The 25,153-nt window shown below is 63.9% G+C and carries 26 protein-coding genes; 16 read left to right on the top strand and 10 right to left on the bottom strand.

Features of this window, described 5'->3' with window-relative positions; all coding sequences use genetic code 11:
• Positions 1 to 67 precede the first annotated feature (67 nt).
• The 6 genes from BA022_RS12390 to BA022_RS12365 all read right to left on the bottom strand — a co-directional run bounded on the left by BA022_RS12390 (position 68) and on the right by BA022_RS12365 (position 5,248).
• Positions 68 to 553, bottom strand: coding sequence for a prepilin-type N-terminal cleavage/methylation domain-containing protein (locus tag BA022_RS12390; protein WP_088888612.1), 486 nt, complete (start codon positions 551 to 553; stop codon positions 68 to 70).
• The gene (gspG, locus tag BA022_RS12385; protein WP_335583071.1) at positions 531 to 965 is read right to left on the bottom strand and encodes a type II secretion system major pseudopilin GspG; all 435 of its coding nucleotides are present in this window, start codon (positions 963 to 965) and stop codon (positions 531 to 533) included. The genes BA022_RS12390 and gspG overlap by 23 nt, the downstream gene beginning before the upstream one ends.
• 113 nt (positions 966 to 1,078) lie before the next feature.
• A complete protein-coding gene (locus BA022_RS12380; RefSeq protein WP_088887673.1) occupies positions 1,079 to 2,317 on the bottom strand; it encodes a type II secretion system F family protein in 1,239 nt (412 codons plus the stop codon).
• Between the two features lie 15 nt (positions 2,318 to 2,332).
• Positions 2,333 to 4,030, bottom strand: a complete 1,698-nt coding sequence (locus tag BA022_RS12375; RefSeq protein ID WP_088887672.1) for a GspE/PulE family protein — start codon at positions 4,028 to 4,030, stop codon at positions 2,333 to 2,335.
• 2 nt (positions 4,031 to 4,032) lie between these two features.
• Positions 4,033 to 4,494, bottom strand: coding sequence for a hypothetical protein (locus BA022_RS12370; protein WP_148665181.1), 462 nt, complete (start codon positions 4,492 to 4,494; stop codon positions 4,033 to 4,035).
• A 124-nt stretch (positions 4,495 to 4,618) separates the two neighbouring features.
• A complete protein-coding gene (locus tag BA022_RS12365) occupies positions 4,619 to 5,248 on the bottom strand; it encodes a glycosyltransferase (RefSeq protein ID WP_228403596.1) in 630 nt (209 codons plus the stop codon).
• Positions 5,249 to 5,426: 178 nt separating this feature from the next.
• Here BA022_RS12365 and BA022_RS12360 point away from each other — a divergent pair, with 178 nt between their 5' ends.
• From BA022_RS12360 to BA022_RS12295, 14 genes are all read left to right on the top strand, one after another.
• Positions 5,427 to 6,527, top strand: a complete 1,101-nt coding sequence (locus tag BA022_RS12360) for a glycosyltransferase family 4 protein (protein WP_088887669.1) — start codon at positions 5,427 to 5,429, stop codon at positions 6,525 to 6,527.
• Positions 6,528 to 6,591: 64 nt separating this feature from the next.
• Positions 6,592 to 7,482 (top strand): acetylglutamate kinase, encoded by an 891-nt coding sequence (gene argB / locus BA022_RS12355; RefSeq protein WP_011804042.1) that lies wholly within the window; start codon positions 6,592 to 6,594, stop codon positions 7,480 to 7,482.
• Positions 7,483 to 7,677: 195 nt separating this feature from the next.
• Complete coding sequence (gene slmA, locus BA022_RS12350; RefSeq protein WP_088887668.1) at positions 7,678 to 8,322, top strand: nucleoid occlusion factor SlmA; 645 nt, start codon at positions 7,678 to 7,680, stop codon at positions 8,320 to 8,322.
• A gap of 206 nt (positions 8,323 to 8,528) precedes the next feature.
• On the top strand, positions 8,529 to 9,194 hold the full coding sequence (locus tag BA022_RS12345; RefSeq protein ID WP_012655592.1) for a TetR/AcrR family transcriptional regulator: 666 nt from the start codon (positions 8,529 to 8,531) through the stop codon (positions 9,192 to 9,194).
• A 67-nt stretch (positions 9,195 to 9,261) separates the two neighbouring features.
• Positions 9,262 to 11,058, top strand: a complete 1,797-nt coding sequence (locus BA022_RS12340; RefSeq protein ID WP_012655593.1) for an acyl-CoA dehydrogenase C-terminal domain-containing protein — start codon at positions 9,262 to 9,264, stop codon at positions 11,056 to 11,058.
• A gap of 52 nt (positions 11,059 to 11,110) precedes the next feature.
• Positions 11,111 to 11,545, top strand: coding sequence for a DUF2147 domain-containing protein (locus BA022_RS12335; RefSeq protein ID WP_088887667.1), 435 nt, complete (start codon positions 11,111 to 11,113; stop codon positions 11,543 to 11,545).
• Positions 11,546 to 11,645: 100 nt separating this feature from the next.
• Positions 11,646 to 14,048, top strand: a complete 2,403-nt coding sequence (locus BA022_RS12330) for a 3-hydroxyacyl-CoA dehydrogenase/enoyl-CoA hydratase family protein (RefSeq protein WP_088887666.1) — start codon at positions 11,646 to 11,648, stop codon at positions 14,046 to 14,048.
• 21 nt (positions 14,049 to 14,069) lie between these two features.
• Positions 14,070 to 15,266 (top strand): acetyl-CoA C-acyltransferase, encoded by a 1,197-nt coding sequence (locus BA022_RS12325; RefSeq protein ID WP_011804049.1) that lies wholly within the window; start codon positions 14,070 to 14,072, stop codon positions 15,264 to 15,266.
• Positions 15,267 to 15,346: 80 nt separating this feature from the next.
• Positions 15,347 to 15,553: a hypothetical protein gene (locus tag BA022_RS19685; RefSeq protein WP_088887665.1), complete on the top strand. Its 207-nt coding sequence runs from the start codon at positions 15,347 to 15,349 to the stop codon at positions 15,551 to 15,553.
• Positions 15,490 to 16,242, top strand: a complete 753-nt coding sequence (locus BA022_RS12315) for an alpha/beta fold hydrolase (RefSeq protein ID WP_088887664.1) — start codon at positions 15,490 to 15,492, stop codon at positions 16,240 to 16,242. Before BA022_RS19685 ends, BA022_RS12315 begins: the two co-directional genes overlap by 64 nt.
• Positions 16,243 to 16,267: 25 nt before the next feature.
• Positions 16,268 to 17,110, top strand: coding sequence for an acyl-CoA thioesterase (locus tag BA022_RS12310; RefSeq protein ID WP_011804051.1), 843 nt, complete (start codon positions 16,268 to 16,270; stop codon positions 17,108 to 17,110).
• A 16-nt stretch (positions 17,111 to 17,126) separates the two neighbouring features.
• Positions 17,127 to 17,903, top strand: a complete 777-nt coding sequence (locus tag BA022_RS12305) for an enoyl-CoA hydratase (RefSeq protein WP_012655597.1) — start codon at positions 17,127 to 17,129, stop codon at positions 17,901 to 17,903.
• Positions 17,904 to 18,082: 179 nt separating this feature from the next.
• The gene (locus tag BA022_RS12300) at positions 18,083 to 18,565 is read left to right on the top strand and encodes a thioesterase family protein (RefSeq protein ID WP_088887663.1); all 483 of its coding nucleotides are present in this window, start codon (positions 18,083 to 18,085) and stop codon (positions 18,563 to 18,565) included.
• A gap of 186 nt (positions 18,566 to 18,751) precedes the next feature.
• On the top strand, positions 18,752 to 19,306 hold the full coding sequence (locus BA022_RS12295; RefSeq protein ID WP_047349319.1) for a bactofilin family protein: 555 nt from the start codon (positions 18,752 to 18,754) through the stop codon (positions 19,304 to 19,306).
• Between the two features lie 52 nt (positions 19,307 to 19,358).
• Here BA022_RS12295 and BA022_RS12290 read toward each other — a convergent pair whose 3' ends face one another.
• Positions 19,359 to 19,790 carry an acyl-CoA thioesterase gene (locus BA022_RS12290; RefSeq protein WP_041838784.1) on the bottom strand — a complete coding sequence of 144 codons (432 nt, stop codon included), beginning with the start codon at positions 19,788 to 19,790 and terminating at the stop codon, positions 19,359 to 19,361.
• A 43-nt stretch (positions 19,791 to 19,833) separates the two neighbouring features.
• Between BA022_RS12290 and BA022_RS12285 the strand changes: the two genes are divergently transcribed.
• Together BA022_RS12285 and BA022_RS12280 are read left to right on the top strand one after the other, a co-directional pair.
• Positions 19,834 to 21,645, top strand: a complete 1,812-nt coding sequence (locus BA022_RS12285) for an ABCB family ABC transporter ATP-binding protein/permease (protein ID WP_088888611.1) — start codon at positions 19,834 to 19,836, stop codon at positions 21,643 to 21,645.
• A 54-nt stretch (positions 21,646 to 21,699) separates the two neighbouring features.
• Positions 21,700 to 22,014 carry a nucleotide pyrophosphohydrolase gene (locus tag BA022_RS12280; RefSeq protein WP_011804057.1) on the top strand — a complete coding sequence of 105 codons (315 nt, stop codon included), beginning with the start codon at positions 21,700 to 21,702 and terminating at the stop codon, positions 22,012 to 22,014.
• Positions 22,015 to 22,127: 113 nt separating this feature from the next.
• Here BA022_RS12280 and BA022_RS12275 read toward each other — a convergent pair whose 3' ends face one another.
• The 3 genes from BA022_RS12275 to BA022_RS12265 are packed head-to-tail and all read right to left on the bottom strand — an operon-like array spanning position 22,128 to position 25,078.
• On the bottom strand, positions 22,128 to 23,159 hold the full coding sequence (locus BA022_RS12275; protein ID WP_011804058.1) for a DctP family TRAP transporter solute-binding subunit: 1,032 nt from the start codon (positions 23,157 to 23,159) through the stop codon (positions 22,128 to 22,130).
• Between the two features lie 33 nt (positions 23,160 to 23,192).
• Positions 23,193 to 24,491 carry a TRAP transporter large permease gene (locus BA022_RS12270; RefSeq protein ID WP_088887662.1) on the bottom strand — a complete coding sequence of 433 codons (1,299 nt, stop codon included), beginning with the start codon at positions 24,489 to 24,491 and terminating at the stop codon, positions 23,193 to 23,195.
• A complete protein-coding gene (locus BA022_RS12265) occupies positions 24,488 to 25,078 on the bottom strand; it encodes a TRAP transporter small permease (protein ID WP_012655605.1) in 591 nt (196 codons plus the stop codon). The genes BA022_RS12270 and BA022_RS12265 overlap by 4 nt, the downstream gene beginning before the upstream one ends.
• Positions 25,079 to 25,153 lie beyond the last annotated feature (75 nt).

Raw genomic sequence — 25,153 nt, 5'->3', positions numbered from 1 at the left:
ACTTCCAGCAGGCTGATGCCCGCCTCTCGCCTTGGCGTGGGGCGGTGCAGGGTGCCTGCCCGGAGTCTCACTGCTGAGAGCCGACGGGGCGTGCTGAAACGTCGCAATTTTCTGCCTTCACATCCAGGATGACAGCATGAGTGGCCGACTGGAATTGAATGGAACTGGCGATGCACCAACCGGTGGCGCTGATGGCAAGATTTTGGCCATTTGCAATAGCCCAGCCGGAGGGGAGTTCAAACGCAGGCTGACCATCCGGGAGCTTCTGACTCGCTGTGCCGGAATTAAGTTCGAAATTGAGCCCGAGTAATGCCGCGCGGGCATAGAGTTTTTGTAATCTGATAACCAGCTCACTGGCTCCCACCCGTTGTTGCGCTCCCGAGAACCAGCGCTCGAAGTTGGGGAGTACGACGGCGGTGAGCAGGCCCATCAAAACCAGTACCGCCATCATTTCAATCAGCGTGAAGCCTCTGGCACCTGCGCGAAGATATCCTGCGAAAGAGGCTGGGCAGTTGGCGCAGAAGGGTTGCTTACTTTGCCATGATGTCTGCATTCAGCCCCTCGCCGCCCGTTCGCCCGTCAGCGCCATAGGAAATCACTGCGAAAGGTTTCCCGTTAGGGCCGGGCGCAACAATCTTGTAGGGGTTGTTCCACGGGTCCACGGGAATCTGTCCGTCTAGGTAAGGACCCTTCCAGGTCGCGCGCACGGCCGGATCCTCCGGCTCACGGACTAGCCATTGCAGTGCAGCCTCTCCATCGGGAAGAGTCCCCACATCCAGACGCATGATTTGAAGGGCGCTCTCGATCATTTTGATCTGCACTTGTGCTGTTTGCACCTTGCTGGAATCCACTTTGCCGAAGATGCGGGGACCGACCAAACCAGCAAGGAGTCCAATGATGACCATCACCACAAGCATCTCAAGCAGGGTGAAGCCGCGATGATGACGTGGGGCGTTGGAGTTCAAGAGCTGCGATGTGTTCTGGCGCATGGTAAAAACAATGATTGGCGTGATAGGCGAAAAAGAGGGCGGCGCGGCGGTGGTGCGAGGGGCCAACCGCGGTTGGGAGTTCGCTCGACTCAGATCACGTTGGTGAGACTGGTGATGGCCAGCATCACGCTGATCATGATGCCGCCCAACAGCACTGAGACCATCAGAATGGTGACCGGTTCCAGCAGAATCAGAAATTGCTTCATGCTCTGCTGTGCGTGGGTACGGTGCATCTGCGCAAGTGAACCAGTCGTGTGCGCGAGCTTCCCGGATTGTTCACCAACTCGAATGAGGTTGAGGCCCACGGGGTCAAGAAAGTGATGCGCCTGCATGGCTGCTGCGAGTGCGTGGCCCGTCTTGACGTCTTTCGCGATCAATTCTGCCTTGTGTCGCCAGCCGTGTCCGCTCAGGGAGTTTTGTGAGTGGCGGAGGGCGTCCAGCAAAGGGACATGGTGCTCCAACAATACTGCAAACATGCTAGCCCAACGGGCGAGTTCCACGTGGGATATCCACTGTCCGATCACCGGCAGCGTGCTTGCGGTTTCCCAGAGTTTGTCACGTACGTCTTGCCGGGAAAGCGTCATCCAGATTCCCATTGCTGCACCAGCAAGAACGGCAGCTGCCATAAGTTTGTTGTTCACTAGCCATAGGCCCGATTGCAAAACCCAACGTGAAAAAACTGGAATGTCTGCCTTGGGATTGGTGAGTATGTTGGCGAACTTTGGGACTACGAAAATGAAGACCACGAGCGTTGCCAGCAGGCCGCTGGCAATCAAGACCATGGGATAAGTCAGTGCATTACGGGTTTCACGGCGGAAGCTTGCGTCGGCCTCCATTTGTTGGGATGCGGATTGTAAGGAGGCGCCTAGTTTCCCGGTCTCTTCTCCCGCCTTGACCAGCTCATGTACATAATCCGGAAGATTGAGGCCGCTGTTTTTCAGCGCTACTGCCAGACTGCTGCCGGAGCGAAGACTGCTGTATGCGGTTTGCAGTGCGGCGCCAAGGGGACGACTTTCGTGGCCTCGGGCAATATTGAGCAAGGCGTCGGCCAATGGGATGCCGGCATTCAATAGTGTCGACAACTCCTGAATGCAAACCAAAATTTCGTCGTGGGAGATGCGCTGCTTTGAAATATGATTCAGGCGGAAGGGGCGTTTTGCAGACTCCGCAGATTGAGAGGTGCCGCCTTGAGATATTTTTTCAAGTGCGAATACCTTGAATCCCTGTGCCATCAGTATGGCAAGTGCGCTATCGCTGTCTGGTGCTTCCAATTTGCCTTTGCTATGTCGGCCATCGCTTGAAGTTGCCTGATATTTAAATATGAACATGCTGTATCCCCGTTTTTAGGGGCCTACGGTCATCACTTCTGCGATGGTGGTAATGCCCGAGCAAACCTTGAGCAAGCCGTCTTGCATCATGGACCGTATATGCCGAGCGCGCAGGTCCTGGACCATCTGTGTTTCGTTTACCTTGTCGAGAATCTGTTGGCGAATAGTGTCATCCACATCGAACATTTCGTACACGGCTATGCGCCCCAAATAACCGCTATGAATGCAGGCATCACAGCCAACAGGTTCACGGGGCTGAATGTCCAGCGGAGAGTCCGGAGCTATGGCGCGCCAGTGGCTCAGTGTGTCATTCAACAACGTTTGCTGAGCGGGATCGATGTGGGCTGCAGGTTTGCTGCAGTGGGGGCACAGGCGGCGTACGAGTCGCTGAGCCATGATTCCGCGAAGGCTGGAAGCGAGCAGGAAGCGCTCAACACCCATGTCACTGAGGCGCGTGATGGCTCCTGCAGCGCTGTTGGTGTGCAGTGTGGAGAAAACGAGGTGTCCGGTGAGAGCTGACTGCACCGCAATGGCAGCGGTTTCCTGATCGCGAATTTCGCCAATGAGAATCACATCGGGGTCGTGGCGCAGGATGGATCTCAATGCTGACGCAAAAGTGTAGCCGATTTCGGCATTAACTTGGAGCTGTGTGATCCCGTGGAGCTTGTATTCCACTGGATCTTCCACCGTGATGATTTTTTTCAACCCATCATTGCCGAGGTCCAGGGCAGTATAGAGGGTTGTCGTCTTGCCAGAGCCTGTGGGGCCGGTCACGAGGACGATTCCATTAGGGGTGTCAATCCATCTACGAAACTGCGCCGCTTGATCAGGCAGCATGCCAAGGTCACCCAAGTCGTAACTTGGGCGATCTTGCCGTAGAAGGCGCATGACGACAGATTCGCCATTACTGCCTGGCAAGATCGATACGCGCACATCGAAAACTTCACCGTGAATTCTCGCCGTCATGCGACCATCTTGAGGAAGCCGTCGCTCGGCAATATCCAATTGGGAAAGAATCTTGATGCGGCATACGGTCGCGTCAAAACGATCTGCACTGAACTTTTGGAGATCACGCATTACGCCATCGACCCGGATTCTGGCCACGAATCCATATTCGCCGGGCTCCACATGGATATCCGAGGCTCTGTAGGTTACCGCTTGGCTGAGTAAGCTGTTGACAAGCTCCACAATAGGCCCTTCTTCTGCGAGTTCTCGAAGGTGCGCCAGGTCACCGGTAGCGACCATGGTTTTTGCCTTGCGCGATGCCATCGCGGCGTAAAGGTTTTCGATATCGACCGGGCGCGCAATCCGCCAACTCAAAGGAAATGTGATTTGCTCGGCCTTGATCCGAAGTACTTCCTGGGCTGCGCGCGATGGAAAGTCACTTGTGCAGCAAACCAAGCTGTCCGGAGTTGTCCAGAGAGCCAGCTTTTCACTTTGGCACCAAGTGGACTTGAGTTGCAGAGTTTCAAGGGTTTCCGCGATGTGATGTTCCAGTGCTGACAACTCGGCGAAGTCGATCGCTTTCCAGCCCGTGTAGCTTGTAAAAGCATCAAGCAGCGCGCGCTCTGGGATCATGCCCGTCCGGCCCGCAACCACCAAAGCGGAATCAAACTTGTCCTGGATAAGACTGCGCAGTTGCGCGGCTCCTTTTTCATCGAGAAGACTCCTTTCACGGAGGTGGTCGATGAACGTGGTACCCGTCGTTGGCATGATTATTTCTTCTTCAGATCTGGCGCGAGGTTTCCGATCTTGATTTCGCGCTGCAGCCCGTAGTAACTGCCACGTGCTCTCACGACAAGCAGTATGGGTTGTGTCTTAGTCAGGTTGAGTAGCAGCGTGGTATCAGGCAGGCTGGCTGGCGAAAGCGTGACGGCGGCAAAGAGCGCCGCACCACTGTCCGGCTGTGGGCTCAGGCTCAACAACCAGATGCCATCCGTATTGGGGATGGTGCTGACAGCTTTGACCCGGACAGGGCCGGCTGCAGCAACATCGGGGAAATCCAGCAACAGATCATTGCCGCTTTCCAGCGTATTCACAGAAGTAGGCGGACGCAGGGTTGCTAGAAATTCATCCGCCTTCTTGGTGGAGGCGTTGGCTGGAAGTGCAAGTCCTGGCTTCGTGGCTGCAGTGTTGGTCTGCCCAACACAGTACGTTGCCCATGCCCAGATTGCCATGCTTAGTGACGCATGAAGAAGATGCTTGCGAGTTCCGCTTACGGTAATCATCCTCTCATTATCGCGCCCCCTAGGTATGCCCTGTCCCAGGCGCAGATATGCTGTTGTGCGCAACGGCGCGGGATCATGCGCGTGTGCGAAATGCGAAGCGCCAGAATGCTGCAGATGCCCAGGTCTTCACCAAACTAGCAAGGTGCCACTTCAGTGCGCGAAGGGATGAGTGGCTTAGTCTCTGGGCCTCGTGAATAACAACGGCGTCGTCTTCCGCCTGCATCTTCCATCCTGTTAACTGGAGCCGGAGGCAGAAGTCATGATCCTCGCAGTACATATAAAAGCGTTCGTCAAACCCTCCAAGCTGGGCATAGGCTTGCTGGCGCACCAGCATGAACATGCCGGGTACCCAATCCGGCTGCGTAGGGGGTGCGCGCCACGCAAGGCGGTGACTGAGCAGTTCCGGGGGGGTAATGAATCTGCGATGCGGTTGTGGTGTCGCCATGCCGGGTTCGACTACGCGGGGCGCAAGCAAGCCCGTGCCTTCCAGGGCCCTGGGCAGCAATACTTGCAATGGGCAACCGTTTAGGCGGATGTCCGGATTCAGAATGAGAAACCACGGTGTTACGCAGTGCTGGAAGGCTTGGTTATGGTTGCGGCCAAACCCTTGTGGTTTGGGATTGCGGATGCACTTGAAGGGAAAATCGAAACTATTTGTATCAAAAATGATACGTTCGGGTATATTGAGGGTCAGTACCACCATGGCGATCTCGGCGCTGCAAAACTCCTGAAGCTGTGACAGAAGGGGCAACACTAGGTGCCATTGCCCATGACTCACTATGGAAACAGTTACCGAGGGGGGAGGGGTGGATGGGTGGGGAGGCGCAACGGGCATGGTGTAATTCTTTCAAGGAAATTTTAAGTGGCCTCCCACACACTCCATGGTTGCTCTTTCGGTGCTGAGCTTTATGGTCTCAGCGATTCTGGTTTTCCTGCTTATGCGTCAGGCTCGTCGTCATGCGCTCCATTACAGCATTGACATGCCACAGCGCTTTCACCACGGTCACACGCCGCGGGTCGGGGGGGTGGGCATCTTTCTTGGTATGTCCACCGGGTGGCTTGTGGCAGCCTTGTCGGCGCAAAGATTTAACTTGGGCCACCCGCTGACGATGTCGGCCAGCCTAGCAGTGCTGGCCTGCTTACTACCCGCCATTTTGGGTGGGGTGGCGGAGGATTTGACTCAGCGTGTACGCGTGGGTTATCGCCTTTTTCTCACTATTGGCTCCGCAGTCTTGCTTTGTGGGCTTCTCGGAGTCAGCGTCACCCGGCTGGGAATCGGTTGGCTTGACGCGCAATTGCTGGCCTTTCCTGTCGTCGGTGTGATGTTCGCGGCGTTTGCCATCGGAGGGTTGCCGCATGCCTTCAATATCATCGATGGCTACAACGGTTTAGCAGGCACGGTTGCCATATTGACTTGCCTAGCCATTGCACATGTCGCTCTGCAACTGGGTGACAGGCAGTTGGCGGTTGTGGTGCTGTGCCTGGCAGGGGCCTCGGCGGGGTTCCTGGTATGGAATTACCCCAAAGGCAAGATCTTTGCGGGCGATTGCGGTGCCTATGTGTGGGGCATGGTGATTGGCTGGGTTTGCGTTGCACTGGTGCAGCGACATACATTGGTATCGCCCTGGTTTCCTGTGATGCTGCTGGTCTACCCATTGTGCGAGACCTTCTTTTCCATTTACCGCAAGATGGCGCGGGGGCAGTCGCCGGGGCACGCGGATGCCCTGCACTTTCACCAGTTGGTGTTCCGCCGCATCGTGCGTCCGGCGCTGTTTGAAGATGAGGCTCGGGAACTGCTGGTGCGCAACAGCAAGACGGCGCCCTATCTGTGGATGTTTTCGGCGGCGTCCATGGTGCCCGCCGTGTTGTTCTGGAGCCAGACCATGGTGCTTGTTGCGTTCATCGTGCTCTTTGCACTGGCCTATGTGGGGGCCTATCTGGCTATCGTGCGCTTTAAGGTGCCTGGCTGGCTGCGCTTCTGAGCCCCAGCTTGTGAATGCGGCACAATTCGGCCCTCTTTGTTCCACACTGCCGCATAGCCTTCAAATGACCGACCTTCTTTCGATTGCGCCGCGCGACAAGGCTGAGATCCTGGCCCAGGCGCTGCCGTACATCCGCAAGTTCCATGGCAAGACCATGGTCATCAAATATGGCGGAAACGCCATGACCGACCCGGCCCTGCAGGCCGACTTTGCGGAAGACGTGGTGCTGCTCAAGCTGGTGGGCATGAACCCGGTGGTAGTGCACGGCGGAGGCCCGCAGATCGAGCAAGCCCTGAACCGTCTGGGCAAGAAGGGCGAGTTCATCCAGGGCATGCGCGTGACCGATGCCGAAACCATGGAAGTCGTGGAATGGGTGCTGGCCGGCGAGGTGCAGCAGGACATCGTGGGCCTGATTCACCAGGCGGGTGGCAAGGCTGTGGGCCTCACGGGGCGCGATGGCGGCATGATCCGCGCCAAGAAGCTCAAGATGGTGGACAACAAGGACCCGAGCGTCGAACATGACGTGGGGCAGGTCGGTGACATCGTGGCGATCGACCCGAGCGTAGTCAAGGCGCTGCAAGACGATGCCTTCATTCCCGTCATCAGCCCGATCGGGTTTGGCGAGGAAAACGAAAGCTACAACATCAACGCCGACGTGGTGGCGAGTAAATTAGCTACGGTGCTGCAGGCAGAGAAACTGGTGCTGCTCACCAACACCCCCGGTGTGCTGGACAAGGAAGGCAAGCTGCTCACTGACCTGACGGCGCGCGAAATTGATGCATTGTTCGCTGATGGCACCATCTCCGGCGGCATGCTGCCCAAGATCAGCGGGGCGTTGGATGCGGCAAAGGCTGGCGTGAATGCCGTGCACATCATTGATGGCCGCGTACCGCATTCGATGTTGTTGGAAATTCTGACCGACCAGGCCTACGGCACCATGATCCGGAGTCACTAGGCTCTTTTCGGGCACGGCCCGGGTGTATTGGAGTCAAAAATGGCTGCAGCGCTTGTCCAGCAAGCGTTAGCAGCTATTTTTTTGGAAGCAACTGCAAGGGTCGCGGCACAGCGAGCAGCCGTCACGACGCTGGAGTCGTGGTGTGCGAGAATCAATTGCACACACTTGTTGCTCTCCCTCCCCAATCCTTGCCCCATGACCGAATTCACGCCTGCTACTGACGCGCCAGCCTCCACCGACGACGCGCCCGCCGCGCGCCGCCGGCCGCGGCCGGGCGAGCGGCGTGAGCAGATCCTGCAGACCCTGGCGGCCATGCTGGAGCAGCCCGGGGCCGAGCGTATCACCACGGCAGCGCTTGCGGCGCGCCTGCAGGTGAGCGAGGCGGCGCTGTACCGGCACTTTGCCAGCAAGGCACAGATGTTCGAGGGGCTCATCGATTTCATCGAGCAGAGCGTCTTTACCCTCGTGCACCAGATCATGGAGCGCGGTGGCGAGTCTGAGGGCGCGCAGCGCGCGGCGCGCATCACTGCCATGGTGCTGCAATTCGGCGAGCGCAACCCCGGCATGGTGCGCGTGATGGTGGGGGATGCGCTGGTTTTCGAAAACGAGCGCCTGCAGCAGCGCATGAACCTGTTCTTCGACAAGGTGGAGGCCACGCTGCGCCAGTGCCTACGGCCCGTGGCCGACGCGGACGGCTCGGCGACACCCACGGTGCAGACACAGGTGCGGGCGGCCGCACTGTCCGACTTGATCCGCGGACGCCTGCAGCGCTACGCACGCACAGGCTTTCGCCGCATGCCGACGGAACACCTGGACGCCACTCTGGCACTGTGGCTGTAACGCCGGCGCAGGCAAACGTGATGGCATGACCACCCGCGAAAGGCGCGGTAACCATTTCGCCCTTGGCACGGTCCCCCGCGATGGTGGGGCTCGATAAATCATCCACTTAGGGGTTTACCCCGAAGCGCGTTCTGCTCGCCTGGAAATACTGGCGTTACCTGCGTGTTTTATGCAAAATAGAACGATCGTTCGTTTTATTTTGCTTCATGTCTCTTTCTCCTTCCCCCACCAAGACGGTTCGCGCGCCACGCCGCGAGGGCCGGGCGCTGCACAAGGGGCAACACACCAAGGCCGTCATCATCGATGCCGCCCTGGGCCTGGCCACGCACATCGGCCTGGAGGGGTTGTCCATCGGTGCGCTGGCCGACGTGACGGGCATGAGCAAGTCAGGCGTGTTCGCGCACTTCGGCTCGCGTGAGGAGCTGCAGATCTCGGTGATCCGCGAGTACCACACGCGATTCGAGCAGGAAGTGTTCTACCCCGCGATGCAGGCCCCTCGCGGCGTGCCGCGCCTGCGCGCGCTGTTTGCCAACTGGATGAAGCGCACCTCCATCGAGATCGACTCCGGCTGCATCTACATCAGCGGCGCGGTGGAGTTCGACGATCGCACCGGCCCGGTGCGCGATGCGCTGGCCAACTCGGTGATGACCTGGCAGGCCGCGATGAAGCGCGCCATCCAGCAGTGCAAGGAATGCGGCGAGATCCGCGACGACGTCAGCGAGGACCAGATGCTGTTCGAGATCCACGGCCTGATCCTGGCGCTGCACTACGAGGCGCGCTTCCTGCACACCCCTGGCTCCATCGACCGGGCCAACACGGGCTTTGACAACATCCTGGCGCGCTACAGCGCGCTGCCTGGCCACCGCGGTTGAGTCCTGCCACCGTCCGTATTTCGGTTTTTCTTCTTTTCCAACCTTCCTTCTTCCCAGGAGTCTCCACATGCCTACTTACACGCCTCCGCTGCGCGACATGCAATTCGTCCTGCATGAAGTCTTCAAGGTCACCGACGAATTCAAGGCCATGCCCGCGCATGCTGAAGTGGATGCCGACACGATCAACGCCGTGCTGGAAGAAGCCGGCAAGTTCGCCGCCGGCGTGGCGTTCCCGCTGAACATCAGCGGCGACACCGAGGGCTGCACGCTGAACCAGCAGACGCACGAGGTGACCACGCCCAAGGGCTTCAAGGAAGCCTATGCGCAGTACGTGGAAGGTGGCTGGGCGGCGCTGTCGTGCGACACCGCCTATGGCGGCCAGGGCCTGCCCTTCGTGATGAACCAGTGCCTGTACGAGATGCTCAACAGCGCCAACCAGGCCTGGACCATGTACCCCGGCCTGTCGCACGGCGCCTATGAGGCGTTGCACGCCCATGGCACCGACGAGCAGAAGAAGCTGTACCTGCCCAAGCTCACGAGCGGCGAGTGGACCGGCACCATGTGCCTGACCGAACCGCACTGCGGCACCGACCTGGGCCTGTTGCGCACCAAGGCCGAGCCCCAGGCCGATGGCACCTACAAGATCACCGGCAACAAGATCTTCATCAGCGCCGGCGAGCACAACTTCACCTCCAACATCGTGCACCTGGTGCTGGCCCGCCTGCCCGACGCGCCCAAGGGCAGCAAGGGCATCAGCCTGTTCGTGGTGCCCAAGTTCAAGGTGAACGCCGACGGTTCGCTGGGCGAGCGCAACCCCATCTACTGCACGGGCCTGGAGCACAAGATGGGCATCCACGGCAACGCCACGGCGCAGATTGCCATCGACGGCGCCATCGGCACCCTGGTGGGCGAGCCCAACAAGGGCCTGGCCGCGATGTTCGTGATGATGAACGCCGCCCGCCTGGGCGTGGGCAACCAGTCGCTGGGCCTGACCGAAGTGGCCTTCCAGAACGCGCTGGCCTACGCCAAGGACCGTATCCAGATGCGCAGTCTGTCGGGCACCAAGGCGAAGGACAAGGAAGCCGATCCCATCATCGTGCACCCCGACGTGCGCAAGATGCTGCTCACCGCCAAAGCCTACGCCGAGGGCGCGCGTGCGCTGCAGATTTTCTGCACGCTGCTGCTGGACAAGGCCCACAGCCACCCCGACGAGAAGGTGCGCAAGGACAGCGACGAACTGGTGGCGCTGCTGACGCCCATCGTGAAGGCCTTCATCACTGACAACGGGCACATTGCCACCAACGCCTGCATGCAGGTCTTCGGCGGCCACGGCTTCATCAAGGAATGGGGCATGGAGCAGTTCGTGCGCGACAACCGCATCAACATGATCTATGAAGGCACGAACACCGTGCAGTCGCTGGATCTGCTGGGCCGCAAGGTGCTGGGCAACAACGGCGCCACGCTGAAGAAGTTCGGCAAGCTGGTCGGGCAGCTGGTGGCCGAAGAAGGCGTGAACGAGAAGATGGCCGAGTTCATCAACCCCATCGCTTACCTGGGCGACCAGATGACCAAGTTCACCACCGAGATCGGCTTCCGCGGCTTCCAGAACCCCGATGAGGTGGGCGCCGCCGCCGTGGACTACCTGCGGGTGGCCGGCCACCTGGTGTTCGGCTACATGTTCGCCCGCATGGCCCAGGTGGCGCTGCGCGAGATTGCCGCCGGCAACACAGACCCTTTCTACCAGGCCAAGCTGCAGACGGCGCGCTTTTACTTCGCCAAGCTGTTCCCTGAAGTCCACACGCTGATGCGCACCGCCCGCGCCGGCAGCAAGGTGCTCATGGACACCGATGCCGCCCTGGCCTGAGGCAGCGACTGCACGCATTGCTACTTTTGAACGTTTTTGCACTGGAGGCCTTATGAGACAAGCGCTAGCAGCTATTATTTTTGCAGCAATCGCGGCCCCTGCATGGGCCCAGATGTCCCCCGTGGGCCTGTGGCGCAGCGTGGACGACAAGACGGGCGAGGCCAAGGCCGAGATCCGTATTGCCGAAACCAGCGGCGTGCTGAACGGCCGCATCGAGAAGTCCCTCAAAAAGGACGCCGACCCGGCCGCCACGTGCACCGAGTGCAAGGACGACCGCAAGGGCAAGGCGATCGCGGGGCTGGAGATCATCCGCGGCGTCAAGAAGGCCGATGACCGCGAGGTCTGGGAGGGCGGCAAGATCCTCGACCCCGAAAACGGTAAGGAGTACCGCGCCAGCCTCAAGCCCATCGACGGCGGCAAGCGGCTGGAGGTGCGCGGCTTCCTGGGGCCGTTCTGGCGCACCCAGACCTGGCAGCGCGTGCAGTAAGCAAAGCAGTGAGCGCCACGGCGCCGCAGCCGGCCCGCCCGCGTGGCACGGGGCCTGGCGCGCGGCCCCGTGCGCATCCCACCATCCAAGGAACAAGCAAATGTCCCGATTCCAAGTGAAGAAAGTCGCCGTGCTCGGCGCGGGCGTGATGGGCGCGCAGATCGCGGCCCACCTCGTCAATGTGAAGGTGCCGGTGGTGCTGTTCGATCTCCCCGCCAAGGAAGGTCCGAAGAACGGCATCGTCACCCGCGCGGTGGAGAACCTCAAGAAGCTCAAGCCCTCGCCCCTGGGTGTGGCGGACGACGCCGCGCTGATCCAGCAGGCGAACTACGAGGAGAACATGGCGCTGCTGGGCGAGTGCGATCTCGTCATCGAGGCCATCGCCGAGCGCATGGACTGGAAGCTCGATCTGTACAAGAAGATCGCGCCGCACGTCGCACCGCACGCCATCGTGGCGTCCAACACCTCGGGCCTGTCGATCACCCAGCTGTCCGAAGCCCTGCCCGACGCCATCAAGCCGCGCTTTTGCGGCATCCACTTCTTCAACCCGCCGCGCTACATGGTGCTGGTGGAGCTGATCAACACCCCCACCACCCGCCCCGAGGTGCTCGACCAGCTCGAAGCCTTCGTGACCAGCGGCCTGGGCAAGGGCGTGGTGCGCGCGCACGACACCCCCAACTTCATCGCCAACCGCGTGGGCATCGCCGGCATGCTTTCCACGATGAAGGAGGTGGAGAACTTCGGCCTGACCTTCGACGTGGTGGACGACCTCACCGGCAAGAAGCTGGGCCGCGCCTCCAGCGGCACCTTCCGCACCGCCGACGTGGTGGGCCTGGACACCATGGCCCACGTCATCAAGACGCTGCAGGACAACCTGAACGAGCAGACCGACCCGTTCTACGGCAGCTTCGGCACGCCCGCCGTGCTGCAAAAGCTGATCGAGCTGGGCAACCTGGGCCAGAAGGCCAAGGCGGGCTTCTACAAGAAGGTGGGCCGCGACATCCTGCGCTTCGAGCTGGAGAGCGAGGAATATGTGCCCGCCGGCGCCAAGGCCGACGAGGTGTACGGCCGCATGCTCAAGAAGCCCGCCGCCGAGCGCCTGAAGCTGCTGCGCAATGCCGAAGGCGCGCAGGGCCGGTTCCTGTGGGCCATCCTGCGCAACAGCTTCCACTACGCTGCGGTGCATCTGGCCACGATTGCCGACACCGCGCGCGACGTGGACCAGGCCATGCGCTGGGGCTTCGGCATGAGCCAGGGGCCGTTCGAGCTGTGGCAGGAGGCGGGCTGGCTGGAGGTGGCCAGGATGATCCAGGAGGACATTGACGCGGGCAAGGCGCTGTCCAAGGCGCCGCTGCCCGAGTGGGTGTTCAAGGGCCCGGTGGCGGATGCCGGCGGCGTGCACACGGCGCAGGGTTCGTGGAGCGCGCGCCAAGGCAAGTTCGTGCCGCGCCGCCAGTTGCCGGTGTACGAGCGCCAGTACTTCCCCGAGAAACTGCTGGGCGAGGACAACCTGCCCGACTGGCGCAAGGCCGGCACCACCATCAGCGAGACCGATGCGCTGCGCACCTGGACGCTCGATGGCAAGGTATTGATCGCCTCCATCCAGAGCAAGATGCACGCGATCAGCCCCGACGTGATGGAAGGCCTGATGGAGGCCGTGGACCTGGCAGAGCGCGAGTACGACGGCATGGTCATCTGGTCGGGCGACGCGCCGTTCAGCGTGGGCGCCGACCTGCAGGCCACCATGCCTGCCTACGTGGTGGCCGGCATTGCCGCCATCGAGGGCGTGGAGCATGAGCTGCAGAACCTGATGCTGCGCCTGCGCTACGCCCAGGTGCCGGTGGTATCGGCCATCCATGGCATGGCGCTGGGTGGCGGCTGCGAGCTGGCCGTGCACAGCGCACGCCGCGTGGCGCACATGGAAAGCTACATCGGCCTGGTGGAAGTGGGCGTGGGCCTGGTGCCCGGCGCCGGCGGCCTGACCTACATCGCCCGCCGCGCGGCCGAGAACGCCGCCGCCAGCACCGGCAAGGACCTTTTGCCCTTCCTGACCGAAGGCTTCACCGCCGCGGCCATGGCCAAGGTAGGCACCAGCGCCCTTGAGTCGAAGAAGCTCGGCTACCTGCTCGACAGCGACCTCATCGTGCCGCACAAGGACGAGGTGCTGTTCGTCGCCATCAACGAAGCCAAGGCCATGGCCGCTGGCGGCTGGCGCGCGCCGCACAAGCGCCTGTTCCCCGTGGCGGGGCGCAGCGGCATTGCCACCATCCGCGGCTCGCTGGTCAACATGCGCGACGGCGGCTTCATCAGCGAGCATGACCAGCACATCGCCACGCTGATCGCCGAAGTGGTGTGCGGCGGCGACGTGGACGCCGGCACGCTGGTGAGCGAGGAATACCTGATGGCGCTGGAGCGCAAGGCGTTCTGCGCCCTGATCGAGCACCCCAAGACCCAGGAGCGCATCCTGGGCATGCTCAACACTGGCAAGCCGGTGCGTAACTGAGGCCGCCCGAGGAGAGAAACCATGAAACAGATCCAAGACGCCTACATCGTTGCCGCCACGCGCACGCCCATTGGCCGTTCGCACAAGGGCTTTTTCCGCAACTACCGCCCGGACGACCTGCTGGCCACCACGCTCAAGAGCGCGCTGGCCCAGGTGCCGGGTCTGGACCCCGCCTCGATCGAGGACATCATCTGCGGCTGCGCCATCCCCGAGGCGCAGCAGGGCCTGAACGTGGCGCGCATCGGCGCCGTGCTGGCGGGCCTGCCCACCAGCGTGGGCGGCATCACGGTGAACCGCTTCTGCGCCTCGGGCCTGTCGGCCGTGGCTATGGCGGCCGACCGCATCCGCGTGGGCGAGGCCGAGGTGATGATCGCCGCCGGCGTGGAGAGCATGAGCATGGTGCCCATGATGGGCAACGCGCCCAGCCTGTCGCCCAGCATCTTCGAGCGTGACGGCGACGTGGGCATCGCCTACGGCATGGGCCTCACCGCCGAGAAGGTGGCCCAGCAGTGGAAGGTGAGCCGCGAGGCGCAGGACGCCTTCGCGCTGGAGTCGCACCGCCGCGCCATCGCCGCGCAGCAGGCCGGCGAGTTTGCCGACGAGATCACGCCCATCGAGGTGACCGACCGCACGGCCAACCTGGAGACGGGCGAAGTCATTGCCAGCACCCGCACCGTGAGCCTGGACGAGGGCGCCCGCCCCGACACCAGCCTGGAAGGCCTGGCCAAGCTGCGCACCGTGTTTGCCGCGCGCGGCACGGTCACGGCCGGCAACAGTTCGCAGACCAGCGACGGCGCCGGCGCGCTGATCCTGGCCAGCGAATCCGCCGTCAAGCGCTTCGGCCTCACGCCGCTGGCGCGCTTCGTCAGCTTCGCCAGCAAGGGCGTGCCGCCGTCTATCATGGGCATCGGCCCGATCGAGGCCATTCCCGCCGCGCTGCGCTATGCCGGTCTGAAGCAGGACGACATCGGCTGGTACGAGCTCAACGAAGCCTTCGCCGCCCAGTCGCTGGCCGTCATCAACACGCTGGGGCTGGACACGGCCAAGGTCAACCCCATGGGCGGTGCCATCGCGCTGGGCCACCCGCTGGGTGCGACGGGCGCCATCCGCTCGGCCACCGTGGTGCATGCGCTGCGCCGCAAGCAGCTCAAGTACGGCATGGTCACCATGTGCGTGGGCATGGGCCAGGGCGCGGCGGGTATCTTCGAGCGCGTGTAAATAAGCGCCACTGCCGCGCGGCAGCGCGCGGGGATTGCAGCCAAGCCGGCGCAGACCGGCCGCCTTCATGGAGACAAGCCATGCAGAGTGAAACCCTGATGGTCGATGGCGCAGTGCCGCTGGCGCTGCGCGTGTACGTGCCACGGCCCGGCCCTGCGCGCGCCAGCGTCGTCGTTGGCGGCGCCATGGGCGTGCGCCAGGCCTTCTATGGGCCGTTCGCCGCCTGGCTGGCGCAGCAGGGTCTGCGGGTCACCACCTTCGACTACCGGGGCAGGGTGAGTCGCTGAGTGGTGGCATGCGCGAGGTGCGGGCCAACCTGTTCGACTGGGCGCGCGACTACGACGCGGTGATCGCCCATGCAGCCCAGGCGCTGCCTGGCCAGCCGCTGCTGTTGCTGGGGCACAGCCTGGGCGCGCAGCTGCCCGGGCTGCTGCGCGAGCATGCGCGCGTGAGCGGCCTGCTGAGCGTCGCCGCGGGCAGCGGCTACTGGCGCGACAACGCACCCCGCATCCGCCGCGCCATGCCTGCGTTCTGGCATGTGCTGGTGCCGTTGTCGGTGCGGCTGTGCGGCTACTTCCCTGGGCGGCGCCTGCGCGCCGTGGGCGACCTGCCCGCGGGGGTGATGCTGCAGTGGCGACGCTGGTGCCTGCACCCGCGCTACAGCGTGGGGGCGGAGGGAGAATCCGCCCAGCGCAGCTACGCGGCGGTGCGCTTTCCGGTACACGCCTGGTCCATGCAGGACGATGAGCTCATGACCTGGCGCGGCACGCAAAGCCTGTTGGCGCTGTATGCGAACGCGCCGTGCAGCGTGGAGCGCATCGCGCCGCACGAGGCGCAGGCGCGGCGCATCGGGCACTTTGGATTTTTCCGCGAACAGTTCCGCGACACGCTGTGGCCCCGCGCCTTGCAGCAGCTGGAGGCGGTGGCCCAGGCGCAGCCGCAGGGCACCGCAGGTGCCACCGCCACCGCAGGCTGAGCCGAATCACGGCACACTCGCACCCATGACTACGCACCACAGCATTCATCCCCTGGACGCGGCGCTGGCGCTCTCGTCCAGCCATTCCGAAGGGGCCGGGCAGTACACCGGCCACACCTCGCCGGCTTACTGGAACATGGTCGGGCCGTTTGGCGGCATCACCGCGGCCACGCTGCTGCAGGCCGTGATGCAACACCCCGACCGCCTGGGCGAGCCCCTGTCGCTCACGGTGAACTACGCGGGCGCGCTGGCCGAGGGGCCGTTCACGCTGCAGGCCACGCCGGTGCGCACCAATCGCTCCACCCAGCACTGGACGCTGTCCATCCTGCAGGCGGGGGCGGACGGCGCGCCCGTGGTCACCACCACGGCCACCGTGGTCACGGCCGCGCGGCGCGAGACTTGGGGCGCCGCCGACACGCCCATGCCGCAGGTCCCCGCGCCGGCGCAGTGCAAACCCGTGCAACCGGCGTTCCGCTCGGAATGGCTGCAGCGCTACGAGATGCGCCCGGTGACCGGCGCGCTGCCCGAACAGTGGGACGACAGCGGCGACACCAGCCTGTCGCAGCTGTGGATGCGCGACGCGCCCGCGCGGGCGCTGGACTTCTGCGCGCTGGCGGCGTTGGCCGATGTGTTCTTCCCTCGCGTGTGGCTGCGCCGCGCGCGCCAGGTGCCCGCGGGCACCGTGTCCATCACCGTGTACTTCCATGCGGGCGCGGACCTGCTGGCGCAGACCGGCACGGGCTACCTGCTGGGCCAGGCGCGCGCGCAGGAGTTTCGCAACGGCTTTTTCGACCAGACCGTGCAGCTGTGGAATGAGGCCGGCGCCATGCTGGCCACCAGCCACCAGATCGTTTATTACAAGGAATGACCCCGGAGCAACACCCATGAGTACAACGAACGCAGACATCCTGGTCCACGCCGAAGAGGGCGTGACCACCATCACCTTCAACCGCGTGGAGAAGAAAAATTCCATCACCACGGCCATGTACGCGCAGCTGGCCGATGCGTTCGAGGCCGCGGCGCAGGACGCGTCGGTGCGTGTGGTCGTGCTGCAGGGCGACGTGGCCATCTTCAGTGCGGGCAACGACATCGGCGACTTCCTGCAGCAGCCACCCGCCACGCAGGATGCGCCCGTGTTCCGCTTTCTGCGCGCCATCGCCACCTTTCCCAAGCCCGTGCTGGCTGCGGTGTGCGGCCCGGCGGTGGGCATCGGCACGACCCTGCTGTTCCACTGCGACCTGGTGTACGCGGGGGACAACGCGGCGTTCTCGATGCCCTTCGTGAACCTGGGCCTGTGCCCCGAGGCCGCCTCCAGCCTGTTCGCGCCGCAGATGCTGGGCTACCACCGCGCGGCCGAAGCGCTGCTGCTGGGCGAGCCCTTCATGGCCGAGGCGGCGCTGGAAGTCGGCTTCGTCAACCGTGTGGTGCCGCCGACCGAATGCAACATGGTGGCCCAGGCCCAGGCGCGCAAGCTCGCGGCCAAGCCGCTGTCGGCCCTGATCGAGACCAAGCGCCTGCTCAAGAAGAGCCAGACCGCCGCCGTGTTGGAGCGCATGGCTGAGGAGGGCCAGAGCTTTGGCCGCATGCTGCGCGAGCCCGCCGCCCGCGAGGCCTTCACCGCGTTCATGGACAAACGCCGCCCGGATTTCAGCGCCTGCTGACATCCGCCCCGCCACCGAACGGGGCGGGGGGGCGGCGCCGGCATCCATGCCGTGTTCGCCCTACGCGCCGGGGTGATCACCGTGTCTGCTGGACCGGGTGGCCGGGCGTCTGAATGAAAAATGGCTCTAGCGCTTATCCAGTAAGCGCTAAAAGCTCCTGATAAGAGAGCAAAAATTCCATGAGCAAACCTGCCAGCCTGCCAGTGGCCTTCGAGCCCGAGTTCATCGCCGGCCTGCGCCAGATCTTTGAAGAGAAGATTCCCTTCAACCACCTGTTGGGGCTGAAGATCACGCGCCTGGAGCCCGCGGCCGTCGCGGCGCGCATCGACATGCGTCCCGATCTGGTGGGGCACTTTGCCTACAACCGGCTGCACGGCGGCGTCATCAGCGCGGGGCTGGATGCCATGGGCGGTTTGGCCGTGATGGCCGCCATCGGCGCCAAGCACATGGACGAGGCGCCCATGGACCGCCTGCACCGCTTCGCCAAGCTGGGCACCATCGACCTGCGCATCGACTATCTGCGCCCCGGCATCGGCAGCCACTTCGAGCTGCGGGCCGAGGTGCTGCGCCTGGGCTCGCGCGTGGCCACCACGCGCATGGAGTTCCTCGGCCCGCAGGGCGAGCTGATGTCCGCGGGAGCCGCGGCGTACATCGTCTCTTAGCGCGACCGTGCGAAGACGGCCGCGCCGGGCACGCGCCGTTTGGGGGATACGCGCTGTGTGCTGCTGCAAGCCCTGCAAGTGCATGCAACCATCGAACGGTTTGGTTACCGTTCTTGCGTAACAGGGGCGGTTTTGATCTGTGGCAACTCCTAGCATCTGCGGGTCTTTTCTAGGAGATCCGATCCGATGGCCGTGCAAAACCCCTTCTTTGGCAAACGCGAACCCGACACTTTCCAATCCCGCCAGCCTTCGTCAGCGCTGGGCGGCACCACCACCACCGCAAGCACCCCAACCGCCGCTCCCGCAACCAGAACCGCTGTGTCCACGGCCTCCAGCGCCACGGCCGAGGGCAGCGGCAGCAAGCTGACCGTGGGCCCCAACATCAAGCTCAAGGGTGTGGAGATCACCGATTGCGACACCCTCGTCGTGGAAGGCACCGTGGAGGCCACCATGGATTCGCGCGTGATCCAGATCACCGAACAGGGCGCGTTCCGCGGCTCCGCCGAGATCGACATTGCCGAGATCCACGGCGAGTTCGACGGCACGCTCACCGTGCGCCAGAAGCTGGTGATCTTCAGCACCGGCAAGGTGAGCGGCAAGATCCGCTACGGCAAGGTGGTGATCGAAGAGGGTGGCCAGCTCTCCGGCGAGATCGAGGTGGGCCTGGGTGGTGGCGCGCGCATGAGCGCGGCCTCGGGTTCGTCGTCTGCCGCATCCTCGGCCGCGCTGGCCGCGGCCTGACGCCGGCACACCCATCGCCGCCAGCGGGAGGCCGTGAGGCGCTCCCGTTTTTTTACGGCGCGACGCTTTCGTCGCCCGGCTTCTGAATGGGGCGCGGGCGGCCGTTCTCGTCGATGGCCACATAGGTCAGCGACGCCTCGGTCACCTTCACGTAGCTGCCCTGGGTGCGGATGTGCTCGGCATAGACCTCCACCTGCACGGTCATGGAGGTGTTGCCGATGCGCGTGACTTCGGCAAAGAACGACAGCAGGTCGCCCACGCGCACGGGCTGCTTGAAGATGAATTCGTTCACCGCCACCGTGGCCATGCGGCCGCGGATGTACCGCGCGGGCAGCACGGAGCCGGCCAGATCCACCTGCGCCATGACCCAGCCGCCGAAGATGTCGCCATTGCCGTTGGTGTCGGCGGGCATGGGTATCACCTTGAGTACCAGTTCCTTGTCGGCGGGCAACTGGCTGTGGGAGGCGGGGCGATCCTGGGACATGGGCACAATCTTTGGTTTTGCTTGACTCCACGGATTGTCCATCATGCGCCGCTACGGCGAAGCCATCGCCTCCGACAGCCCACGCGTTCGTTCCGACCGGGCCACTCTGCAGCGCCTGCTGCCCTATCTGTGGCAGTACAAATGGCGCGTGGTCGCGGCCATGGCCTTCATGGTCGGCGCCAAGCTGGCCAACGTGGGGGTGCCGCTGCTGCTCAAGAGGCTCGTCGATGCCATGACGCTGCCCGCCGGCAGCACCACGGCGCTGCTGGTGGTGCCCGTGGGGCTGCTGCTGGCCTACGGGGCGCTGCGCCTGGCCAACTCGGTGTTCAACGAGTTGCGCGAGCTGGTGTTCGCCAAGGCCACGCATGGCGCGGCGCGCGCCATCGCGCTCAAGACCTTCGAGCACCTGCATGCGCTGTCCCTGCGCTTTCACCTGGAGCGCCAGACCGGCGGCATGACGCGCGACATCGAGCGCGGCGTGCGCGGCATCGAGTCGCTGGTGTCGTTCGCGCTGTTCAACCTGGCCGCCACGCTGGTCGAGGTACTGCTGGTGCTGTTCATCCTGGCGCGCCAGTTCGACGTCTGGTTTGCCGTCATCACGCTCACCGCGCTGGTGCTGTACGTCGCCTTCACCGTGGGCGTGACGCAGTGGCGCATCCAGTTCCGGCGCCAGGCGAACCAGTTCGACTCGGCCGCGCACAGCAAGGCCATCGATTCGCTGCTGAACTACGAGACCGTCAAGTACTTCAACAACGAGCAGTTCGAGGCGCGCCGCTACGACGAAAGCCTGGAGCAATTGCGGCAGGCCCAGCTCAAGAGCCGCAGCACCCTGGGGCTGCTCAACAGCGGGCAGCAGCTTATCATCGCCGTGGGGCTGGTGGCCATGCTGTGGCGCGCCACCGAGGGCGTGGCCGCGGGGCGCATGACGCTGGGCGACCTGGTCATGGTCAACGCCTTCATGATCCAGATCTACATCCCGCTGAACTTCCTGGGCGTGATCTACCGCGAAATCCGGCAGAACCTGACCGACCTGGACAAGATGTTCACGCTGATGGACAGGGAGCAGGAGGTGGCCGATGCGCCCGGCGCCCAGCCGCTGACGGACCTGCACACGCCCACCGTGCGTTTCGAGGATGTGCACTTCGCCTACGACCCCGCACGGCCCGTATTGCAGGGAGTGAGCTTCACGATTCCCGCTGGCAAGACCGTTGCCGTGGTCGGCCCCTCGGGCGCAGGCAAGAGCACCCTGAGCCGCCTGCTGTACCGTTTCTATGACCTGCAGGGCGGGCGCATCACCGTCGCGGGGCAGGACATCCGGACGGTCACGCAGGACAGCCTGCGCCGCGCCATCGGCATCGTGCCGCAGGACACGGTGCTGTTCAACGACACCGTGGCCTACAACATCGCCTACGGCCGCACCGGCGCCAGCCAGGCTGAGGTTGAGCAGGCAGCGCGCGCTGCGCACATCCATGCCTTCATCGCAGCCCAGCCCAAGGGCTACGACACCATGGTGGGCGAGCGCGGACTGAAGCTCAGCGGTGGCGAGAAGCAGCGCGTGGCCATTGCGCGCACGCTGCTCAAGAACCCGCCCATTCTGATCTTCGACGAAGCCACCAGCGCCCTGGACTCTGCCAACGAGCGTGCCATCCAGGCCGAGCTGGCCAGCGCCGCGCAGAACAAGACGACCCTGGTGATCGCCCACCGCCTGTCCACCGTGGTGGACGCGCACGAAATCCTGGTCATGGAGGCCGGCCGTATCGTCGAGCGTGGCACGCACGCGCAGCTGCTGGCCCACGGCGGGCACTACGCGCGCATGTGGGCGTTGCAGAAGAATGATGGCCAAAACGGGCTGTAGCGCTTATGTGGAAAGCGCAAGCAGCTATCAAAATGAAAGCACGGAGCGTTGAGCATGGATATCGCCGCCCTGCAGCGTGAGCTGCGCGCCTTCGCCGCCGCGCGTGACTGGCAGCCCTTTCACACGCCCAAGAACCTGGCCATGGCGCTGATGGTGGAGGCGGCCGAGCTGCAGGAGCTGTTCCAGTGGCTCACGCCGGAGCAGTCGCGCACCTTCACCCAGGACGCCACCGCCCACGAGCGGGTGGGCGACGAGATGGCCGATGTGCTGCTGTACCTGCTGCAGCTGGCGGACCACGCGGGCGTGGACCTGGAAGTTGCCGTGCGGCGCAAGCTGGCCAAGAACGCCGTCAAGCATCCCGTTCCCTGATGCGTGAGGCGTAAAAAAGCGGCTAGCGCCCGTGGTTAGGGCGCTAGCCGCTTTTGATTTGATAGCGCTGACAGAGCCTGCGCTATGGGGTAAGGCGCCCGTTTACTGCCCGTTTACTGTTTGCGCGCCGCAATCGCCTTCTCGGCTGCGCTTACCAAGTCGGCGCCGATCTGGCCCTTCCACTTCTCGAACACGGGGCGCGTGGCCTTCACGAAGGCGTCGCGCTCGGCGGGGCTCAGCTGCGTCACGGTCACGCCATTGGCGGCGATGTCCTTGAGCAGGGGCTTGTCGGCCTCGACCATGCCTTTGCGCGCGATGGCAATTTCTTCCTTGCCGGCTTCGATGGCGGCCTGCTTGACGGCTTCGCGGTCGGCGGGCGTCCAGCTGTTCCACACGTCCTTGTTCACCACGAAGATCAGCGGGTCGTTCATGTAGCCCCACATGGTCACGTGCTTCTGTGCCACGGTGTGCAGCTTGGCGGCCTGGTACACGGCGATGGGGTTCTCCTGGCCATCCACGGCGCCGCTGGCCATGGCGGGCTGGGCGTCGGCCCAGCTCATCTGCGTGGGGTTGGCGCCCAGCGCGGTGAAGGTGTCGAGGAACAGGGGCGAGCCCACCACGCGGATCTTCAGACCCTTGAGGTCGGCGGGGCTCTTGATGGCGTGCTTGGAGTTGCTGATCTCGCGGTAGCCGTTCTCACCCCAGGCCAGTGGCACCACGCCGGCCTTTTCCAGCGTCTGAAAGATGCTCTTGCCGACTTCGCCCTGTGTGACCGCATCGACAGCCGCGTAGTCGGGGAACAGGAAGGGCAGCGAGAACAGGTTCAGCGCCTTCACCTGGGGCGACCAGTTGATGGTGGACCCCACGGCCATGTCGATCACGCCCTGGCGCAGCGCGGAAAACTCACGTGTCTGGTCGCCCTGGATCAGCGACACGCCCGGGTAGAGCTTGATGTTGATGCGGCCCTGGGTTTTCTCCTTGACCTTCTGTGCCCAGATCTCGCCGCCCTTGCCCCACGGGAAGGCGGTGCCCAGTACCAGCGACATGCGGTATTCGCTCTTGTAGTTCTGCGCCAGCGCGGGTGTGCCGAAGGCAAGGGCCGCAGCAGCGGCGACGGCGGAAGTGAGGAAAGTGCGAAGTTTCATGGGACAGGTCTCCTTGGAAAAAATGCGAACGAATCAATAGCCCAGCTGGGCAGGCAGCCACAGGGCCAGCTGCGGGAAGGCGATCACGGCCACCATCACCAGGAACATGGCCAGCAGCATGGGGCCGACCCAGCGCACGGTGGACTCCATGCGCACGCCTGCGATGCGGCAGCTGACCATCAGGTTCACGGCCAGCGGCGGCGTGAACTGGCCCAGCGCCACCTTGAGCGTGAGGATCACGCCGAACCACACCGGGTCCCACTGGTAGTGCTGCATGATGGGCAGCAAGAGCGGCACGAAGATCAGGAAGATGGAGATGCCATCAAGGAACATGCCCACGGTGATGAGCAGCAGGATCAGCAGCGCCAGCACGCCGTACTCACCCAGGCCCGAGTTCACGATGGCGTTGGCCACCGGGTCGATCACGCCCAGTGTGGACAGCGAGAACGCGAAGATGCCCGCCAGCGACACCACGATCAGGATCACGGCCGACAGTTCGCCCGCTTCGCGCAGGATGGTGAACAGGTCGCGCACCCGAATGGTGCGGTGGATCACCATGCCCACGAACAGGCCGTAGAACACGGCCACCACGGCGGCCTCGGTGGGTGTGAACCAGCCCGCGCGCATGCCGCCCAGGATCAGCACCGGCGCGGCCAGGCCCCAGGAGGCTTCGCGCAGGCTGCGCCAGAACGGCGGGCGGGGCATGTCGGCTTCCAGGTGGCCCATGCGGTGGCGGCGCGCCATCCACACGGCCGGCACGATGAGCGCAATGCCCGCCAGCACGCCCGGCACCATGCCCGCCGCGAACAAGGCCGGCACCGAGGCCCCGGGCACCAGCACCGAATAGATGATGAACGCCACCGAAGGCGGGATGAGGATGTCCGTGGCTGCGGCCGCCCCCACCACACTCGCCGAGAAGCTACCGGGGTAGCCCGCGCGGCTCATGGCCGCGATCATCACCCCGCCCACGGCGGCCGCGTTGGCCGGTCCCGAGCCGGAGATGCCGCCCAAGAACATGGCCACGGCAATCGCTACCAGCGGCAGCATGCCCGGTCCGCGCCCGACCATGGACACGGCAAAGTTCACCAGGCGCAGCGCTACGCCCGAGCGGTCGAAGATCGAGCCCACCAGCACGAACATGGGAATCGCCAGCAGCGGGTACTTGCCCAGCCCGGCGTAGAAGTTCTGCGGCACGGCGAGCAGGCCAAACCATTGCGTCTCGGCATTGGCCAGCGCAATGGCGGCGGCGCCGGCCAACCCCAGGGCGGCACCGATGGGCACACCCACAAACATCAGCACCAGGAAGGCGACGAAGAGCAGCGTGGCGATCATGGCTGGCGCTCTCCGTTGTCGTCTGCGTCATTGCCGAGAAACTCCACGTCCGGCTGGCGCGTGCGGCGGATCAGCAGGCCAATGGCGCGCCAGGTGATGAGCAGCGAGAGGATGGGCAGCCAGACCGAGTACCACCACTGCGGCACGCCGATGCCGGGCGAGGTTTCTTCGAAGCGGTAGTCGTCCCAGACCACGCGCACGCTGAGCACGGCGATCACCGCGAACAGCACGGCCACCAGCAGTGCGCCAAGTTGCGCCAACCGGCGGCGGCGGGCTGCGGAGCCGCTGTCGCAGAAGAATTCGATGCGGATGTGGCGGTCGCGCGCCACCGCGGCAGAGCCAGCCACCAGGGCCAGCACGATCATCAGGAAGACCGAGAGCTCCTCGGTCCAGGCAAAGGACGAATTGGTGAAATAGCGCACGAGCACGTTGGCAAACGTGATCAGCGCCAGCAGCGCCATGACGATGACGGTGAGCCAGTCCTCGATGCGCAGGGAACGGGGTTCGCTGGAGGCGGGGGCGCTAGAGACGCGCGCGCCATCCGGGGCGGCATCGTCGGCCGGCCCGGGGGTAGGTAGGGAGGACATGGGGGCAGAGAACAGAAAAGTCGAACATGAAAGGCTGGCCGCTCTGCCCTCCGGTGTTGTGCACCAGGGGCCTGG

The sequence above is a fragment of the Diaphorobacter nitroreducens genome (assembly GCF_002214645.1).
Classification (GTDB): domain Bacteria; phylum Pseudomonadota; class Gammaproteobacteria; order Burkholderiales; family Burkholderiaceae_C; genus Diaphorobacter; species Diaphorobacter nitroreducens.
Note: the sequence above shows the minus strand (reverse complement) of the source record. Positions and strands in the feature narration are given on the sequence as shown.

Coding starts and splice junctions, on each gene's coding strand:
- BA022_RS12370 (WP_148665181.1), bottom strand. CDS start 4,494: ATGGCAATCTGGGCATGGGCAACGTACTGTGTTGGGCAGACCAACACT.
- BA022_RS12340 (WP_012655593.1), top strand. CDS start 9,262: ATGCCTACTTACACGCCTCCGCTGCGCGACATGCAATTCGTCCTGCAT.
- BA022_RS12375 (WP_088887672.1), bottom strand. CDS start 4,030: ATGCCAACGACGGGTACCACGTTCATCGACCACCTCCGTGAAAGGAGT.
- BA022_RS12305 (WP_012655597.1), top strand. CDS start 17,127: ATGAGTACAACGAACGCAGACATCCTGGTCCACGCCGAAGAGGGCGTG.
- BA022_RS12365 (WP_228403596.1), bottom strand. CDS start 5,248: ATGGTGGTACTGACCCTCAATATACCCGAACGTATCATTTTTGATACA.
- BA022_RS12300 (WP_088887663.1), top strand. CDS start 18,083: ATGAGCAAACCTGCCAGCCTGCCAGTGGCCTTCGAGCCCGAGTTCATC.
- BA022_RS12290 (WP_041838784.1), bottom strand. CDS start 19,790: ATGTCCCAGGATCGCCCCGCCTCCCACAGCCAGTTGCCCGCCGACAAG.
- BA022_RS12390 (WP_088888612.1), bottom strand. CDS start 553: ATGCAGACATCATGGCAAAGTAAGCAACCCTTCTGCGCCAACTGCCCA.
- BA022_RS12265 (WP_012655605.1), bottom strand. CDS start 25,078: ATGTCCTCCCTACCTACCCCCGGGCCGGCCGACGATGCCGCCCCGGAT.
- BA022_RS12270 (WP_088887662.1), bottom strand. CDS start 24,491: ATGATCGCCACGCTGCTCTTCGTCGCCTTCCTGGTGCTGATGTTTGTG.
- BA022_RS12295 (WP_047349319.1), top strand. CDS start 18,752: ATGGCCGTGCAAAACCCCTTCTTTGGCAAACGCGAACCCGACACTTTC.
- BA022_RS12285 (WP_088888611.1), top strand. CDS start 19,834: ATGCGCCGCTACGGCGAAGCCATCGCCTCCGACAGCCCACGCGTTCGT.
- BA022_RS12330 (WP_088887666.1), top strand. CDS start 11,646: ATGTCCCGATTCCAAGTGAAGAAAGTCGCCGTGCTCGGCGCGGGCGTG.
- BA022_RS12310 (WP_011804051.1), top strand. CDS start 16,268: ATGACTACGCACCACAGCATTCATCCCCTGGACGCGGCGCTGGCGCTC.
- BA022_RS12335 (WP_088887667.1), top strand. CDS start 11,111: ATGAGACAAGCGCTAGCAGCTATTATTTTTGCAGCAATCGCGGCCCCT.
- BA022_RS12275 (WP_011804058.1), bottom strand. CDS start 23,159: ATGAAACTTCGCACTTTCCTCACTTCCGCCGTCGCCGCTGCTGCGGCC.
- BA022_RS12345 (WP_012655592.1), top strand. CDS start 8,529: ATGTCTCTTTCTCCTTCCCCCACCAAGACGGTTCGCGCGCCACGCCGC.
- BA022_RS12380 (WP_088887673.1), bottom strand. CDS start 2,317: ATGTTCATATTTAAATATCAGGCAACTTCAAGCGATGGCCGACATAGC.
- BA022_RS12325 (WP_011804049.1), top strand. CDS start 14,070: ATGAAACAGATCCAAGACGCCTACATCGTTGCCGCCACGCGCACGCCC.
- slmA (WP_088887668.1), top strand. CDS start 7,678: ATGACCGAATTCACGCCTGCTACTGACGCGCCAGCCTCCACCGACGAC.
- BA022_RS12280 (WP_011804057.1), top strand. CDS start 21,700: ATGGATATCGCCGCCCTGCAGCGTGAGCTGCGCGCCTTCGCCGCCGCG.
- BA022_RS12360 (WP_088887669.1), top strand. CDS start 5,427: ATGGTTGCTCTTTCGGTGCTGAGCTTTATGGTCTCAGCGATTCTGGTT.
- BA022_RS19685 (WP_088887665.1), top strand. CDS start 15,347: ATGCAGAGTGAAACCCTGATGGTCGATGGCGCAGTGCCGCTGGCGCTG.
- argB (WP_011804042.1), top strand. CDS start 6,592: ATGACCGACCTTCTTTCGATTGCGCCGCGCGACAAGGCTGAGATCCTG.